Source organism: Pseudomonas sp. GL_117 (assembly GCF_057835125.1).
This window is the reverse complement of the sequence record NZ_CM174418.1, coordinates 678,881-696,369: the sequence shown is the minus strand read 5'-3', so window position 1 is coordinate 696,369 and position 17,489 is coordinate 678,881. Positions and strand designations below refer to the sequence as shown.

The following is a 17,489-nucleotide window of genomic DNA, read 5'->3' as shown; positions in this document are numbered from 1 at the left end:
CTGACACACCGCATTCGCGAGCAAGCCCGCTCCCACAAGGGATTTGAGGAGAGTTGGAAGATGTTGCAAGTCGAAAAATTGCACCAGTACTACGGCGGTAGCCACATCCTGCGTGGGCTTTCATTTGATGTGAAAGTCGGTGAAGTCACCTGCCTGCTCGGGCGTAACGGCGTGGGCAAGACCACCTTGCTCAAATGCCTGATGGGCCTGCTGCCCGCCAAGGAAGGCGTGGTGAACTGGGAAGGCAAGGCCATCACCACGTTCAAGCCGCACCAGCGCGTGTATGCCGGGATCGCCTATGTGCCCCAGGGCCGGGAGATTTTCGGGCGGCTGACGGTGGAAGAAAACCTGCTGATGGGCCTGGCGCGCTTCCCCGGTGCCGAAGCCAAGGAAGTCCCGGCCTTCATCTACGAGCTGTTCCCGGTGCTGCTGCAAATGAAACACCGGCGTGGCGGCGACCTGTCCGGCGGCCAGCAGCAACAGTTGGCCATCGGCCGCGCGCTGGCCAGCCGTCCACGCCTGCTGATCCTCGATGAGCCCACCGAAGGCATCCAGCCCTCGGTGATCAAGGAGATCGGCGCGGTGATCAAGAAACTCGCCGAGCGTGGCGACATGGCGATCCTGCTGGTGGAGCAGTTCTACGACTTTGCCGCCGAACTGGCCGACCAGTACCTGGTGATGTCCCGTGGCGAAATCGTGCAGCAGGGCCGTGGCGAAAATATGGAAAGCGAAGGTGTACGCGGCCTGGTTACGATCTAATCTGTAGCGTCCTAACGATAAGCACAACGACATGAACCTGCCCTCTGCCCTGTTCACCCCCAGCTGGCACGCCGAGCTCAACCTCGGCTACGCCCGCTTCGGCGACACGACGCGCCCGGTGATGCGCCGCCACCTCGGCCCGCTGCGTGTGCAAAAACACCTGTACGCCGAAGGCCCCGAGGTGTGCCAGCACATCATCGTGCACCCGCCCGGCGGGATTGCCGGCGGTGACCGCCTGGACATCAGCGCCCACGTCGGCAGCGGCGCCTGGGCGCAATTGACCAGCCCCGGCGCGGCCAAGTGGTATCGCGCCAGCGGCCCGGCGTTTCAACAACTCGAGCTCACGGTTGAAACCGGCGCGACCCTGGAATGGCTGCCCCAGGAAACCATCGTATTCAGCGCGGCCCAGGCCGAACTCACCACGCGCATCGCGCTGCAGGGCGATGCACGCCTGTTCTACTGGGACGTGATCGCCCTCGGCCGCCCGGCCAGCGGCGAGCGTTTTGACCTGGGGCACTTCCAATCGCACCTGGACATCCGCCGCGACGGCCAGTTGCTTTGGCATGAGCGCCAGCGCATTGTCGGCGCCGACGCTTTGCTCGACTCGCCGATCGGGCTGGACGGGCAACCGGTGTTTGCCACGTTGCTGCTCACGGGTGACATCGACCCTGAACTGCTCGAACAATGCCGTGCCTTGCCCCATGCGGTGCGCGGCGACTTGAGCCAATTGCCCGGCCTGTTGGTTGCCCGCTGTCTGGCCAGTGAAGCGCTGCTGGCAAGGGCATGGCTGATTGATTTATGGAAATTGCTGCGCCCTGCCGTACTGGGTCGCGAAGCGGTCGCCCCACGAATCTGGAGCACATGAAGATCCAAAGATGGGAATCGGCTTGTGTGGGAGCGGGCTTGCTCGCGAATGCGGTGGATCTGCAACAGATGCATTGACTGACACACTGCATTCGCGAGCAAGCCCGCTCCCACACAAGCTCACTCAACATGTGATCTCTGGTGTATTTGAGAATGTATTGATTAAGGACCTTGAACCATGGACCTGACCCCACGGGAAAAAGACAAACTGCTGATCTTCACCGCCGGCCTGGTCGCCGAGCGTCGCCTCGCGCGTGGCGTGAAGCTCAACTACCCGGAGACCATCGCCTACATCTCCGCCGCGCTGCTGGAAGGCGCCCGCGATGGCCGCACGGTGGCCGACCTGATGCACTTGGGCACCACCCTGCTCAGCCGCGAACAAGTGATGGAAGGCATCCCGGAAATGATCCCGGACATCCAGGTGGAAGCCACCTTTCCCGACGGCACCAAGCTCGTCACCGTCCACCAGCCCATCGCGTGAGGCACGGCCATGATTCGTGATGCACTTGAAAGCGACCTGCCGGCGATCCGCGACATCTACAACGATGCGGTGCTGAATACGACGGCGATCTGGAACGAGCAACCCGTGGACCTGGCTAACCGCCAAGCCTGGTTCAACGCCCGCCAGGCGCAGCGCTATCCGATCCTGGTGTCGGTGGAAAACGGTGAAGTCACCGGCTACGCCTCGTTCGGTGACTGGCGGCCCTTCGAAGGCTTCCGCTACAGCGTCGAACACTCGGTGTACGTGCGCAACGACCAGCGCGGCAAGGGCCTTGGCCCGCTGTTGATGCAAGCCCTGATCGCGCGCGCGCGCAGCGCTGGCAAACACGTGATGGTCGCCGCCATCGAAAGCGGCAACCAGGCCTCGATCCGCCTGCACGAGCGCCTGGGCTTCGTCACCACCGGGCAGATGCCGCAGGTGGGCATCAAGTTCGGCCGCTGGCTGGACCTGACCTTCATGCAACTGGCGTTGAACCCGGGTGCCGAGCCGCCCAAGGAGTGAGATCGATGAGCGCGACACAACTGCGTCGAGTCAATGCTGAAAGTTTTGCCCACTACCGCCTGGGCTTGATCGAGCTGTTGCTGGACGCGGTCAGGCACGGCGCGTCGGTCGGGTTCATGGCCGACTTCGACGAGGCTCAGGCCCGCACCTATTTGAGCGGCGTGCAGGCGAGCATCGAAGACGCCAGCCTGTTGCTGTGGGTGGTGGTACGCGATGAACAGGTGATCGCCAGCGTGCAATTGGCGCTGTGCCAGAAGGCCAACGGCTTGAACCGAGCCGAGGTGCAAAAACTGCTGGTGCACAGCAGCGCACGGCGCCACGGCCTCGGCCAACAGTTGATGAACACCCTGGAACTCGCCGCACGCCAGTACAAGCGCGGCCTGCTGTACCTGGACACCGAGGCCGGCTCACCGGCCGAAGCGTTCTACCAGTCGTTGCGCTACACCAAGATCGGTGAGTTGCCCGACTACTGCCAAAGCCCGGACGGGCGCTACAGCCCGACCGCCATCTACTTCAAGACCCTGGGGCAACCCTCATGATTCCTGGTGAATATCAGATCCAGCCTGGCGACATCGAACTCAACGTCGGCCGCCGTACGATCAGCCTGAGCGTGGCCAACAGTGGCGACCGGCCGATCCAGGTGGGTTCGCATTACCATTTTTTCGAGACCAATGACGCGCTGACGTTTGACCGCGCGGCGAGCCGTGGCATGCGCTTGAACATTCCGGCGGGGACGGCGGTGCGGTTTGAGCCGGGGCAGAGTCGCGAGGTGGAGTTGGTGGACTTGAGTGGGGGTCGGCGGGTGTTTGGGTTTGCCGGGCGGATCATGGGTGATCTTTAGGGCCTCTTCGCGAGCAAGCCCGCTCCCACATTTTGACCGCGTTCGCTTGAACAACACCGACTCCATGTGGGAGCGGGCTTGCTCGCGAAAGCAGTCTCACATTCAACACAAATATTTCAGGGCAACCACATGAAAATCAGCCGCCAAGCCTACGCCGACATGTACGGCCCCACCGTCGGTGACAAGGTCCGCCTGGCCGACACCGAACTGTTCGTCGAAGTCGAACAGGACTTCACCGTCTACGGCGAAGAAGTCAAATTCGGCGGTGGCAAAGTCATCCGCGACGGCCAGGGCCAGAGCCAATTGCTCGCCAGTGAAGTGGTCGACACCCTGATCACCAACGCGCTGATCATCGACCACTGGGGCATCGTCAAGGCTGACGTCGGCCTCAAGAACGGGCGCATCCATGCGATCGGCAAGGCCGGCAACCCGGACATCCAGCCCGGCGTGACCATGGCCATCGGCGCCAGCACCGAGGTGATCGCGGGCGAAGGCATGATCCTCACCGCCGGCGGCATCGACAGCCATGTGCATTTCATCTGCCCGCAGCAGATCGAAGAAGCGCTGACCAGCGGCGTCACCACCATGATCGGCGGCGGCACGGGACCGGCCACCGGCACCAATGCGACCACCTGCACCTCGGGCCCATGGCACCTGGCGCGCATGCTCCAGGCCAGTGATTCGTTCCCGATGAACATCGGCTTCACCGGCAAGGGCAACGCCAGCCTGCCGGAGCCGTTGATCGAACAGGTCAAGGCCGGCGCCATCGGTTTGAAGCTGCATGAAGACTGGGGCACCACCCCGGCAAGCATCGACAACTGCCTGAGCGTGGCCGACGACTACGACGTGCAGGTGGCGATCCACAGCGACACCCTCAACGAGTCGGGCTTCGTCGAAACCACCCTCGCCGCACTCAAGGGCCGCACCATCCACACCTATCACACCGAAGGTGCCGGCGGCGGTCACGCGCCAGACATCATCAAGGCCTGCGGCTTCGCCAACGTGCTGCCCAGCTCGACCAACCCGACACGCCCGTTCACCCGCAACACCATCGACGAACACCTCGACATGCTGATGGTCTGCCACCACCTCGACCCAAGCATTGCCGAAGACGTGGCCTTCGCCGAAAGCCGCATCCGCCGCGAAACCATCGCCGCCGAAGACATCCTGCACGACCTCGGCGCGTTCTCCATGATCAGTTCCGACAGCCAGGCCATGGGCCGCGTCGGCGAGGTGATCACACGCACCTGGCAGACTGCCGACAAGATGAAAAAGCAGCGCGGCCCGCTGCCCGGCGACGGCCCCGGCAATGACAACTTCCGTGCCAAGCGCTACATCGCCAAGTACACCATCAACCCGGCGATCACCCATGGCGTAAGCCACATTGTCGGCTCCATCGAAGTGGGCAAGTGGGCCGACCTGGTGCTGTGGCGCCCGGCGTTTTTCGGCATCAAGCCGACCCTGATCCTCAAGGGCGGTGCGATCGCCTCAAGCCTGATGGGCGACGCCAACGCCTCGATCCCCACGCCGCAGCCGGTGCACTACCGCCCGATGTTCGCCAGCTTCGGCGCCTCGTTGCACGCCACCAGCCTGACCTTTATCAGCCAGGCCGCCCATGACGCCGGACTGCCCGCGGCCCTGGGGCTGAAGAAGCAGATTGCCGTGGTAAAGGGCTGCCGCGACGTGCAGAAAACCGACCTGATCCACAACGATTACCTGCCGGACATCGACGTGGACCCACAGACCTACCAGGTCAAGGCCGACGGTGTGTTGCTGTGGTGCGAACCGGCCGAGGTACTGCCAATGGCGCAGCGCTATTTCCTGTTCTGAGACGATCGCCCCATGACCCGGTCTGTCACGCTGCGCAGCACGTTCTTGTGCTCCTCGCCCAGGCTGGCCATGTCGGCGAAATACTCGTCGTCGCTCATCACCTGCTCCGGGGTGGCCTGCGACGACGATTTGCCCAATATCTGCGCCGATGTGTCGATAGTCGCGCGCAGGTCGGCCTTTTCCAGCGCAGTCAAACCACCGTCACCCGCCAGCTCTTGTTGAGCGGAGTAGAGGTTGATCAGGGCTTCATTCTTTGCACTCACGGCATCGAACTCCCTGGGGAAATTCACCTGCACATAGTCAGCCCAGAACGGTTGCTCAATGATGCCTTCACGCAGCAGGTTGCCCCGCTCCAGCGCAATAACGCGGGTGTAGGCGGCATCCAGCATTTTCGAGGTTACATCGGGTTCCTCGAACCTCATGCTTTTGGACTGCCAGGGCAGGTCCAGGCGGTCCGCCAGCCCGGTCGCGTACGCCAAATGAACCTCCACCTCATCAATGCTGCGCACAGCGTTTCCTTGGTCGTCATACTGCTGCACCAAGTCTCCCATCGCGTCGTACTGGGGAAACCTGCGCCCCTGGGCCAGCAATTCGCCCACCCGGGCGTGGGCGATACGGCCCAATTCATCCAGCCGCGCCTTGCCCTTGGCCAGTTCGAGCATCTCAAGGGCGATCAGGCCGGCATCCGGCAAGTCCTGCGCTTCGCGCAGCATGACTTCGATCCCCATCGCATTGAACAACTGCGCGCCCGCATCCACACAGGTGGTGGGCGCGGTGGCCATCTCAAAGAGCCGCTCGCGCAGCGCCGTGTCGCTGGCCATCGCTTCGAGCATGCGCCAGACCTTGGCGGTCAAATCGATCTTGTAATCGGGGTGAAACATGTCCGATGACACACTCAGTTTGCGGATCTCGTCAAAAAACGCTTCGCTGCCAATGGCCTCTTCAAGGTCATTCCAGATGGGTTGTTTGCTCAACCATTGCTGTTGCGTCATGCCGCTCATCCAATGCGCGCTATCTTGCACGCCGCGTGGCGGAAAGCGCCGGGCGGGGTCCAGGCCTACTGATTCAACATAGAGACTGAGGGTGCTGCGCACCTGGGGTGTGAGCCAGTCACGCGTCACGACGGTTCTGGCGAGAATTCGTGCCCGATCGGAACCTGGGGCGACATCGGGAATGCTGCTCAGGTGATTGCCACTCAGATCAAGCAGAAACTGCCGGGGTCGATGGAAGGCAAACAGGCCCACCGGCCAATCGCGCAAACCACTGCCCGACAAGTACAACCACGTCAGGCGGGGCATGCGACTGATGTCGATGTTCCTGGACAGTGGATTTCCCTGCAGGGCCAGCCCTTCAATCCGGTGCATGGCACGGATGTGCAGTGCCGTCTCGCTCGTCAATACAATCGCGTTATCCGACAGTTCCAGGCCTTCAATGCGCGGCATGTTCGCGCACACATCCGGCAAGCGCGTCAGGGCATTGTTTTCCAGGTTGAGCGTGCGCAGTGCCCGAAAGCTCGACAGGAAGGCGATGCTCTGGTCAGTCAGGCCGCAGCCTGGCAGGTAGACGCTGGAGACATGATCGAAGTTGCCCGGCAAGGCAGGCAGCGTCGCCAGCTGCGCGCCAAGTGCCGGGTCTTCCAGACGGATGCGCTGGCCGCGGTAGTTGCCGCTGATGTCGGTGTCCCATTCCGCACTTTTGCGCCAAACGTCGCGCAAGGTGTCGTAGATCCTGCGGCGCACACGCAAGGTGGCGCGGTCCCTCGGCCCCTCCACCAACCAGCGGCTCAAGGTGCTTTCCAGTTGCTTGTACTCGGTTTCCAGGGCCTTGAGCCAACGGTCGTCCTCAAGGTTGCGACCTTGCAGGTACTCGCTCAACTGCGCCGGGTTCATGCTCGGGTACAACGAGCGCACACGCTCCTCGATAAGGCGCCGCCACGTCACGGTGCCACGCCCACTCAGCGGGTAGCCCAAGCGGTTGTCGGATAAACGCCAAGGCCACCTGAAGAAGGGCTTACGCTCCGGCTGCATGCCCAGCACGCGACGCAGGTTCTGGCGAGGCAACGCCTTTTCGAGGATCAGCCCTTTCAACTGCTCGCCCTGCCCCACATGGGGCAGGCCAATGGCATTACGGTGCGCGTCCGGCAGCGCGTGCTGCAAGGCACCAAACAGTCCGTTGACGCCGTGCAGCGCCTGCCCGCGCCCATCAAATGCCTGGTAACGCCCCGGTGCCTTGTGCACCAGCACTTTGCGCTCGGCCGCATCTTGCGCACCATAGCTGGCGCGCAAGGCACCCTCGAATTCGCCCTCACGCACTTCCAGGCGCAGAGGCTCTGTCCAGCCGGGAAGGTTCTCCAGACTGTTGAGCACCAACGCTTCGGTGTCGGGATTGGCCAACCCTTCGAGATACAAACCTTCGTAGGCGTGGACCAGTCGCACTCGCTGTTGCAGCACCCGCGCGCGCTCGGCAAGGTGCAGCGGCACCCGCGCAGCGCTGGTGAGGGCTTCGCGCTGCGCGGGCGCAACCTCGGCCAACAACTCGCGCACCATCAGGGTGGGCAGGCTCTTGAAGTCGCGTTGTATCAGCGCCACCGCCGTATCGGTCAGGGGTTGTTGGTCGGTGTACAGGCTACGCATCAGGCGCTCACGCGCCAAAATCGCACGTTCTTGCAAGGCTTTTTGCACCGCGCCGATACGTGCACCCGCCTCACGAGATGTGTAGCGCCCCACCAGCCGATCCATTTGCGCCTCATCCAGAAAGCCATGGATGCGCTCCGGCAGTTTCCCGGCCATCAGCTCGGCGCGCCGGACCTGCAGGGTGTCCCGGATGGAAGCGTCCAGGCTTCCATATTTGGCCGACGGTCCACTCAGCGTCTCGTCGGCAAACACCTCGATCGCCTTGCCGTCGGGCCAGCCCGGCAACTCCACCGCCAACACCGCGGCGTAACCACACAGCGTTTCGGGCAACGCCCCGTCACCAATGCCCTGCGCCACTTTGACCGCACCGTCGTAGGCCCGGAACTGCCGAATCGTATCGAGCAGGATGGCCGGCACCGGCTCCCCCTCCACATGCACCCGGCGCAATTTTGCCTCGCTGATGTCGCTGACCTGGCGGATCTGTTCCAGCGTGGCATCACTGAACCCCTCGACCACCGGCCCGAGGCGGCGCATCAGTGTGGCGCCTTGCCAGGTCAACGGCTGCTCCAACTCATGGTTCCAGGCACCGCTGCCATTCGCTACCAGTCGCGGTCGATAGGCGTCCGGACGAGTCGGGTGCTCAAGGTGATAACGCTGCGTAACCGGGTCCTGGCCCACGGCGTAACGCCGATCGTCCAGGGTCAGATAGCGCTTGCTGCCCACCCGGACAAGCCCTTGCTCATCCAACACCGACACCACAGGTAGCGGGCCGACGTGCTCATAGGCAGACAGGTCGGGCTTCCATAGGCGCGTCTTGCCACTGGGCAACTGCACCGACTTGAGGTTCTCGATAAAAGGCGATGCGGCCACGTGAAAAACCGCCGCGCCCACCGCCACCTGCGCCAGGCTCTCCAGCACATCGCTGATATGCGCCCACCCGGCTTCGCGGTCACCGGCACTGAGCTCGACCACTCCTTCGAGCACCTCATAAAGCATCTGCCCGACCATGACCACCGACATCACCGCCCCCAAGGGAGGCACCGCCATTGCCACCAGGTTGACCGCAAACAGGCCGATATTCAGGTAGTGCGCCAGGCGCAGGCTGCGGCTGGCGGCATCAGCATCGGCGGTGGGGATCGCCTGGGCCAGGCCATCATCGAGCATCCGTTTGCGCAGGCTCTCAAAGCGCTGTGGCCACAAGTCGACTTCGTCCCATGGGCCATTGATGGCATCGGCGTTGATGTTGAACCGAGGGTCCTTGAGCGGGTCTCGCCGGTACGGTTGCGGCTCGCCGAGAATCGACTCGATCGGCGACAGCCGTGGTGCGACCAGGCTCAGCGCCACCCGGCCCCATTCCGAACGCAGCCATTGCATGGCGAAGGGCTGTGGCGGTGCGTCCAGCACCAGTTCGGTCAGGCGTCGGAAGTAATAGGGCCGATCCTTGTAGGCCACGAACCGGCTGAAGAAATGCGCATAGTCAGTGCCTGAGGTGTCACGGGGGCTGCCAGCCATCAACCGCCGGGTCATGGCCCGTTCGAACTCATCGAAGGAGGCATAGCGCTTGATGGGGTGGTCAGGGTCATCGGGGATGTAGGCGATAAACCAATCCGAATAGTGGTATTTGACGCAGGGATCGATGATCAGGCAATCGTTCAGGTGCAGGTTCATCAGGCACGGCGTGCGGTACCAGATCTGTTTGTCGCCCACCCTGATCGGTGATTGGCCGGCCGCCACTTTCAGCAACAGCCCATGGTCGCTGTCGCCGATATCGCCCTTGAGTAGCGCCAGGTAGGCGGCTGCCAGGAAGGCATCTTTCTGGTAACGCAGGTAGCGCTCGCGAAGCACGCCCTCGGCCACGCCCTGGTCGGGATACAACGTGCTCTTGAGGTGGGCCTGGTAGCGCGCGCCCAGGTCCAGGTCGCGACACAGTTTTACGAAGACCTCGATCTTGAGCGTCGTGGCGTGGCGCTCGAAATGCCCGAGCGTGTCGGGCTCATTGATAAACCCGGAGGCGGCGTTGAAAAAGCCGCTCTCGGCCTCCTGCGCCGAGAAATTATTCAGCGCCCCTTGCAACAGGGAAAACGTCTTGACCTTGAAGCCCTCCGTGCTGACCCCAAACCCATCCTCGGCCGGGCTGTAGAGGCGCAACCAGGTGCGATTGACGTCCAGTGGGTAACCGGCCTCTTGCAGCGCTTTTTCCAGCAGGGGCTGGCAAAAAGCGTGCACCGTTTGCAGCTTGCCAAGGGTTTTCTCCAGTGCATTGAGCGACTCACAGCGCGCTTGCATCAGTGCCTTGAGCCGGTCCTTCTGAGCATCGGTAGCGGCTGCATACCACGCGGGTATCTGCACGGGCGTTTGTTTGAGGGCGCTGCGGCGTTGCGGCGAAGACTGGACCAGGCATGGCGCGATGGCCTGACGGATAAACGCGTAGTGCTGCCCCTGTTCCCCTGGCATGAGCAGGGATGAGGAGCTAGGGGCTTGGGAATCGGGCATGGGATGACCCACCTTCAGGAGTGAAAGAAGGTCATCCTAGGTCGCGTGTTCGGGCCGGCGGCGCTAACTATCTACCCGTCGGTTGCGCCTGTGAGGTGCTGCTCAGGGGGCCTGGACGGGCGGGAGCGGCAAGCGCGCTCTCCTCCAGGCGCGAGAGTTCCAACAGCTTCTGGTTGCGCGCCAGGGCCCCATCGACTTCGAGGCTTTGCAGGGCCTGGATATAGGCTTCGCTGGAGTAGCCTGTATATTGCTCCTCGATTTTCTCCTGTTCAGCCTCCGACTGACGTTGCAGTTCACGCAAGGGCTGCGGGTATTTTTCCTCCAGGTAACGCACCCAATACTCCCGTGAGATCAGTTCTTCATAGAACTGCTCCGTGGTCTCGGCCTGTTCCACTTCGCGCAGCGCATTTGCCCGAACCTCCCCTTCGACCGGCCTGGCAAACGCCATGTAGCGCGGCTGCCCCGGCAAAGGCAAGCCGTCGCGCCAGCCGTTGGTCAAACCGATCCGGTAACTCAGGCGCACCTCGGCCGCATCGGCCCCGCGCGTCAACGACGCATCGGCCAGGCGCTCTACCTGGCCGAGGCGGAACAACTGTCGCGACAGGTTCAACAACGCACGCCCACGTTGTGCCAGGCCCGGCGGGATCTCGCGCAGGGCCTGGTACTCGAAGGCCTTGACCTCCAGGTTGCTGAACGCCAGCGTACGCCCGTCAATACAGGTGTCGTGGGTGGCGGACAGGCTGAACAGAGTCTGGCGCAATTCGGTATCGCCCTCGGCGGCCTCCAGCAAGCGCCATACACGGCGGGTCAAGTCGGCACGGAACTGGGTGAACTCCCGCGTATCTTGCATGCGCAATAGCAGGTGGAAAAACTCCGCGTTATCCGGTTCGTCTGCCAGGCGCTGCCAGCGTGCACGGTGGCCCGGCACCTCGGCAGCGGGCACGGACTCCAGCCAGGGCGCCAGTTGCTCGGGGATCGCCGCGGTTTCGTCCTCGGAGATCACTTCGTCGGGTTGGTCCAGTTCCGGTTCATCGTCGCTGTCCCCTTCGAGTTCCTCAGGGGTCATGCCCAGTACATGATCAAGCCCGCGCCTATCGCCGTAGTCCCGCAAACGCTGGAGGCTGGCAGCCGACAGGTAGCGGTTATCACTCATGTCGGTGCCGGCCATCAACGCGTCATGCGCGCCTTCCAGGGCTTGTGCAGGAATATCGTTGATTTCGTTGCCGCTCAAGTTGAGGCGACGCAGACGCGGCGCTTGCAGCGCCCCCGCCGGCCAGCGCTCCAGAAGGTTCTGGCTCAGGTTCAGCTCTTCCAGGTGGTCAAACTGTTCAACGCTGAAGGCGTGCAGGTTGTTGTAGCCCAGGTCCAGCACGCGAAGGTGTTGCAGTTGGCGCAGGGTCGGGTAGAGAGGGGCAGGATCGCTAAGTTCGGTACTCGCCAGGCTGAGTCGATCCAACTGCGTCATCTCGGCGACCGCCTCGGGCAACGTCGCCAGGTGTTGGCCGTCGAGGGTGAGGTAACGCACATTGCTGAACGCCCGCAGAAAAGCGTTGGAGCCCTGCGCCGAAAGCCGCACACCTGTGAGGTCCAGGCGCGCCACATGGGAGAAATCGCCCGCCAGCGCTGGCAAGTCCCCGACTTGCAAACCTTTAAGGTCGAGGCTGTACGGCGCAAGGCCGAGCCCATCCAGTGCACCCAGGCGCCAGCAGTCAATGATTCTCGCCGCCGCCAGGGCGCGACTTTCGGATGAAATCTGCCAGCCCAGACCGCTGGACCGATGGCTGAACAGCCAGCCGTTAAGCGTTTGGGTCATGGTGTCGAGGGCCTGGTTTGCCTGGATGAGCCGAGCGTCAATGGCTGCGTCCGACTGCAGCGCAAGACGCAGTTGAGCCAAGCCAGCACGCACCTGCCCGATGGAAAACTGCGGCTGGATACGCTGCAGGCTTTGCTCACGCCACGCCGCCCCTTCGCCCAGGGCCGGCGGCGCCATCGGCAACAGGTCGCGCGAGACGCTAAGGGCCGTTTCAAGGGGTGGAAAGTAAGGCGTCTCTTCGGCTTCGCCGGCAAATCGGGCCAGTGTGCCTTCTGGCAACCCCCGCACGCGTTCGACGCGTGACATCGCCTGGGTCAATTCGCGCAGCGTCGGTGCATCCAATGCCAAGCCATGCACATTCAGCACGAGCAGCATCCGATCCTGCGCCAGCACCTCGGCGGGCAACGCGGTGATCGCGCTGTCGCGCAGGTCCAGATAGCCCAACTGCGCCAGTTGCTCGGCCCCCTTGGGCCAACTGCGCACGCCGCTGCCGCTGAGGTCCAGTGCCTTGAGACGGTGCATGCCGCTGACGTCCAGGGCGACCAGCGGGTTTTTGCCGAGGTCGAGGTTTTCCAGCATCGGCAGGTCGGCGGCCTCAAAGGGCAGTTCCGTCAGTGCGCTGTCATTCAGATCAAGGCTGCGTACCTGGCCAAAGCTACGGACAAATTCGCGCACCTGCGCCAGTGGGGCACGCAAACCGCGCAGGTTCACCGAGCGAATATGCGTGAAGCCGTCCTCAGGCAGGATGGGCAGATCAGCGACAGACAGGTCAGTCAACTCAAGGGCGGTGGAACCCCGTGCGCCGAAGCGTGGCAGCAACCCTTCCCACCAGCGGGTACGCAACTCTTCTACCACACGTTCATGGGACGGATTCCTGCGCCTCCAGTCCTCCAGGCTGGCATTGAGCGCAGCCTGTTCCTGGCGCAGCGCCTCAACCGCCTGGAACCGGGCGCGGGCCCCGGTAAAATGATTGAAAAACGCAGAGCGAAAGGCTGATTGCCGATCGAACTCCAACGCCAAGCTCACGAACGGACGGGTTTGCGCACTGATCCGATCCAGCTCGGCGTGGCAGTACTCCCTGATCATTTCTTCCTCGTCGACCAGATGCTCGGGCTGAGCCCTGAGAAACTCATAGGCGGCACGCAAGCTGTCGCGTTCCACCAACGACCAGTTGAGGGAGAGCCCGCGCCATACGCGCTCATGGCCCGGTTTCAGCAGTTCATCCGGCAAGCGGCGGACGACCATGTCCTTGAGGTCCAGGCGTTCCAGATGAGGCAGCCCGAGCACGCCTTTGGGCAAGGCTCCCAGGAACCCTTTGGAGATCTTCAACCGCTGCAACTGGGTCATTGCACTCACGTCGAACTCGCGCGCAGACCCCAAAACACGGTACAGGGACAGCGACTTCAATTGCGTCAGCCGCTCCAGTTTTGCCACTTCACTGTCAGCAAGGGGGGCCGCCGCATCGCCGGTTGAAATGCTCAGGTCGGTCAGTTTGGACAGCGTGCCGAGAGCGTCGGGGACTCGTTTGAACGGGGCACTGACGGCCTTGAGTTCAAGACGCTGCACGCCAGGAAAAGTGCGCAGCAACGACTCGAGGTTGGCATCTGTCACATTGGGGCCGGCGATGGTCAGATCACGCACATGGGAGAAATCTGCCGTCAGCGCCGGCAGCACATCGTTGCAACGCAGTTCCAGGGTGGCAAAGCCTGGCAATTCAGCCAAGGGGGCGTTTTGCCAACTATGCTTGATGTCTTCGGCCACGTACGACCGGCCCCAAATACTGCGACTGAAGAGGGTGTCCGGTTCAGCGGCGACCCACTGATCCAGCGTGGCTTCCAGGGCCTGCCACTCACGCTGGCGTTCATTGAGCAGGTGCACGATCTCACGATCGGTCTTGTTGGCGATCATCTGCTTCAAAATAAAGCCGTCGGCCTGGTCGTTGGTCAACTGCGGATACACGGCCCGGACCCGCGCCGTCAGATCGGGAGCCTCGCCCACCCCGCGCCCGCTCGCCGGGTAACCCAGCAGGTTTGCGGCGATTCGCTGCGGCGGCCTGAACCAGGGTTGCTCACGCATGCGCCCGGAAACAATCCGCGCCGAGTCCTGGGCGTGATTCACCGCGAACTCGCTGATCGTGCGCTGCAACGCGGCATGCTGGTTCACTTCGGGTACGCCAAGGGCGCCGCGCGCGCTGTCCGGCAGGGCATGCATGACTGACGCAAAGAAATTGTCGCCCTGGGCCGTGACGCTGTTGAGGGCTTCGCCCCGCTCGTCGAACGCCTGATAGCCTGGCCCGCGCTTGACCAGGTATTTGCGGCTGGCGGCACCTTCATCGCCGATGGCATCGAGTAGAGCGCCGGCCACGTTGCCCTCGCGCACCTCCAGGCGCAGCCCCTGCGGCCAGCCAGGCAACTTGGCCAGGGTGTGCAGGGCCAGGTGGCGGCTATCGGCCGAGGCCATGTGTTCGGAGTGCAAACCGCTGAGCGCCCGGGTCAGTTGGCCTTGCTGCGCGTACCAGCGCCCTTGCTCCAACAGGCGAAGCGGCACTTTGTTACTCGCCTGCATCCGCGTGATCTCTGCCCCATCAGCCTGGGCCAGCACGGTTTTCGCCGCCGTGTCGCTGAGGCCAGGGCATTCGCGTTGCAACCGGGCGACCCAGGGCGAGCGCGGCTCAGTGCCGTTGTACAGGCTGTCAAAGATCGCCGAGGTGCGGGTGCGGGCGAAGTCGACCAGTTGCTTGCTGAACTCCCTGGGCCTGGCGCTGACCACCCGCGCCGCTTCGCCGCCGAGCAGATGGGTGACTTCCGACTCGTCCAACTGCGCCAGGATGCGCTGGGGCAATTCACCGCCGAGCACTTCGGCGCGGCTCACGCGGATCGGTGCCTTGCGCAGGCGTACGGGCACCCGGTGCTCGGAGCCATACTTGACGGATGGCCCGCTCAACTGCGGGCCCTCGAACACCTCCAACATCCGGCCCAGCGGCCAGCGGGGCATTTGCGTCACCAGCGGCAGGCTGTAGAAATAACGGCCATTGATCGGCCGTGCGCCGCCCAGTTGTTCCAGCACTTGGGCCACATCACGGTCCGCTTCCAGTAGCCGCAAGGCATCACTCAGTGCCGGCGGCGGCAAGGCGTTGTCCAGGTGCATCTTGCGCAATGCGTTGTCATCGATACCGCTGAAGTCGGCGGCCTTGAGCAGGGTTTCATCGCTGGCCCCCTCAGTGATCGGGCCCATGCGCCGCAAGAGGGTGAGACGGTCCCAGCTCAAAGGGCGCTCCAGGGTATGGCGCCAGGCACCGGCGCCGTTGTGGCTGAGCAACGGTTGGTAGGCGCTGGCGTCGCTGGGATGGCGAATGCGCCAGCGTCGCTGGGCGGGGTCCCAGGCCTGTTCATAGGCCTTGCCATCGATGCGGATGAAGGTTTTGCCATCGACCCGATATTGCCCCTGCGCATTGGCATGGTCAGGCAGGCTGACGGTTTGTTCATAGCCACTGAGGTCCGGCTTCCACAACCGGGTCTGGCCGTCGGGCAGGGTTACCGGTTCGAGGTTTTCGATCACCGGCGTGGCCTTGGCGGCCACCAGCTTGGCCAGGCCCTTACCCGCACCGGCGGTCACGGCGAGCAACGCAAGGTTTTGTGCGACATCCAGCAGGTGGGCCTTGGCGGCCTGGCGGTCGCCCTCGCTCCACTCCAGCACGCCTTCAAAACTTTCGTACAGCAACTGCCCCGCCATCACCGTGAGCATCAGTTCGCCCAGCCCGGGCACGAACATCGATACCCCCGTGAACAGCAACATGCCGATGTTGAGCAGGCTCGCGAACTTCTGCGAGCGGGCCCGGGCGTCCACATCTGCCGTCGGGACCGCATGGGCGCGGGCATCAGCGATGGCCTTGGCGCGATGCTGATCGTACAGGTAGGTCCACAGGTCAATATTGTCGGCCCACAGGCCATGGCCTGCGCGAGGCAAATCCACGGGCGCCAGGAACGGATCAGGGTTGGCTTCGCGGGCACCCGGCGCTTGTGGCGGTAGATCGCGAATGCCGGTGAACACGGCAAACGGATTGAAGCCCTTGGCGATCTCGTTGAACACCGGTGCATAGCTCGCCGCCTTGTGGGCAAACGAAGGGTCGGGGGTGGCCTGGGTCAGTTGGCTGAAATAATCGGGGAGGTCGGCATAGCCCACGAAGCGGCTGAAAAACCTTTGGTACGGCGTTGGGCTGCCGTCGTTCGGCGCCTTGGCATCGCGTTCGGTAAAGCGCTGCTTGAACGCATGCTTCATGGCGTCGCCACTGTAGCGCTTGAGCGGGGCCTGCGGGTCGTTGGGAATGTAGAGCAGCCACTCGTCGGTGTACTTGTACTTGTCGCTGATCACAAACAGCACGCAGCCGGTCATGCGGTGTTTCATAAGGCCCAGGTCACGGAACCAGACGGGTTTGCCATTCACGTTCGGCAACCGCTCGCCGCCTGTCACCGACAGGATCATGCGGTAGTCGCGAGGTTCGATGTCTTGCTTGAGTAACGCGATTTCGGCGGCCACGCGCAAGGCCGCTTTTTGCGCGGCGATGAATTTGTCGCGCAGCACGTAATCGGCCACGCCATCCTTGGGGTACAGGTAGTCCTTGAGGTAGGCCTGGTACTGCGAGCCGATGTCGAGGCGGCGACACAGGCGGGTGAATTGCGTCACGGTCAACGGGGTGGTGACGGCCTTGAATGTGCCGTCGGCGGCGTCCTGTTCGATGAACCCCGAGCTTTCATGGAAGGTATCGGCCTCACACTCTGACGCTTCGAAGTTATGCAGCGCCGCCTGCAGCAGCGGCAGCTTGAGCACGTCGTAGCTGGCGATATCGATGCCGAGGATGCCCAGCTCTACCGCTTTGCGCAGTTGCAAAAATGTCGAGTCAACGTCCAGTTCGACGCTGAACTGATCCTTCAAGGCCTTGACCAGCAATGGCCTGGCAAACGCGTCGACGCTCTGCAGGCCCGCCATGGCCTGGTCCAGCCGGGTCTGTGCGGTGAAGCTGGCGAGGGTTTGCGTGTGCAAGGCCTGGCGCTGCGCCAACGTGGCCTGCCGGTACCACGGCGGTGGTTCGGCGGGGGCGTCCTTGAAAGCGGCAAGGCGTTCGGGTGTGGCGTTGATCAGCCAGTCGGGAATGGACTGTTCGATGAAGTCGCCGTGCAGGCTGCGGGAAATCGGCGGGTGTGGCTGCGCCGTGGAAGGGGTGGTTTCGGGCATGGTGTCGCTCCTCTGATTGGG

9 protein-coding genes are annotated in these 17,489 nt (G+C 63.2%); 7 read left to right on the top strand and 2 right to left on the bottom strand.

What is annotated here, in order from left to right:
- Positions 1 to 60: 60 nt before the first annotated feature.
- From urtE to ureC, 7 genes are all read left to right on the top strand, one after another.
- Positions 61 to 759, top strand: coding sequence for an urea ABC transporter ATP-binding subunit UrtE (gene urtE / locus AC3ISR_RS02940; RefSeq protein WP_192300218.1), 699 nt, complete (start codon positions 61 to 63; stop codon positions 757 to 759).
- Positions 760 to 790: 31 nt separating this feature from the next.
- A complete protein-coding gene (locus tag AC3ISR_RS02935; RefSeq protein WP_463984642.1) occupies positions 791 to 1,624 on the top strand; it encodes an urease accessory protein UreD in 834 nt (277 codons plus the stop codon).
- A gap of 177 nt (positions 1,625 to 1,801) precedes the next feature.
- Positions 1,802 to 2,104 carry an urease subunit gamma gene (locus AC3ISR_RS02930; RefSeq protein ID WP_192300220.1) on the top strand — a complete coding sequence of 101 codons (303 nt, stop codon included), beginning with the start codon at positions 1,802 to 1,804 and terminating at the stop codon, positions 2,102 to 2,104.
- A gap of 9 nt (positions 2,105 to 2,113) precedes the next feature.
- Positions 2,114 to 2,626: a GNAT family N-acetyltransferase gene (locus AC3ISR_RS02925; protein WP_192300221.1), complete on the top strand. Its 513-nt coding sequence runs from the start codon at positions 2,114 to 2,116 to the stop codon at positions 2,624 to 2,626.
- Between the two features lie 5 nt (positions 2,627 to 2,631).
- On the top strand, positions 2,632 to 3,165 hold the full coding sequence (locus AC3ISR_RS02920; RefSeq protein WP_463984641.1) for a GNAT family N-acetyltransferase: 534 nt from the start codon (positions 2,632 to 2,634) through the stop codon (positions 3,163 to 3,165).
- Positions 3,162 to 3,467 (top strand): urease subunit beta, encoded by a 306-nt coding sequence (locus AC3ISR_RS02915; RefSeq protein ID WP_185705172.1) that lies wholly within the window; start codon positions 3,162 to 3,164, stop codon positions 3,465 to 3,467. Before AC3ISR_RS02920 ends, AC3ISR_RS02915 begins: the two co-directional genes overlap by 4 nt.
- A gap of 129 nt (positions 3,468 to 3,596) precedes the next feature.
- Positions 3,597 to 5,297, top strand: coding sequence for an urease subunit alpha (gene ureC / locus AC3ISR_RS02910; protein WP_463984640.1), 1,701 nt, complete (start codon positions 3,597 to 3,599; stop codon positions 5,295 to 5,297).
- Here the strand turns inward: ureC and AC3ISR_RS02905 are convergent.
- Both AC3ISR_RS02905 and AC3ISR_RS02900 read right to left on the bottom strand, forming a co-directional pair.
- Positions 5,282 to 10,423, bottom strand: coding sequence for an NEL-type E3 ubiquitin ligase domain-containing protein (locus AC3ISR_RS02905; RefSeq protein ID WP_463984639.1), 5,142 nt, complete (start codon positions 10,421 to 10,423; stop codon positions 5,282 to 5,284). The genes ureC and AC3ISR_RS02905 overlap by 16 nt on opposite strands.
- Positions 10,424 to 10,490: 67 nt before the next feature.
- Positions 10,491 to 17,468, bottom strand: coding sequence for a dermonecrotic toxin domain-containing protein (locus tag AC3ISR_RS02900; protein WP_489324574.1), 6,978 nt, complete (start codon positions 17,466 to 17,468; stop codon positions 10,491 to 10,493).
- Between the last annotated feature and the right edge of the window lie 21 nt (positions 17,469 to 17,489).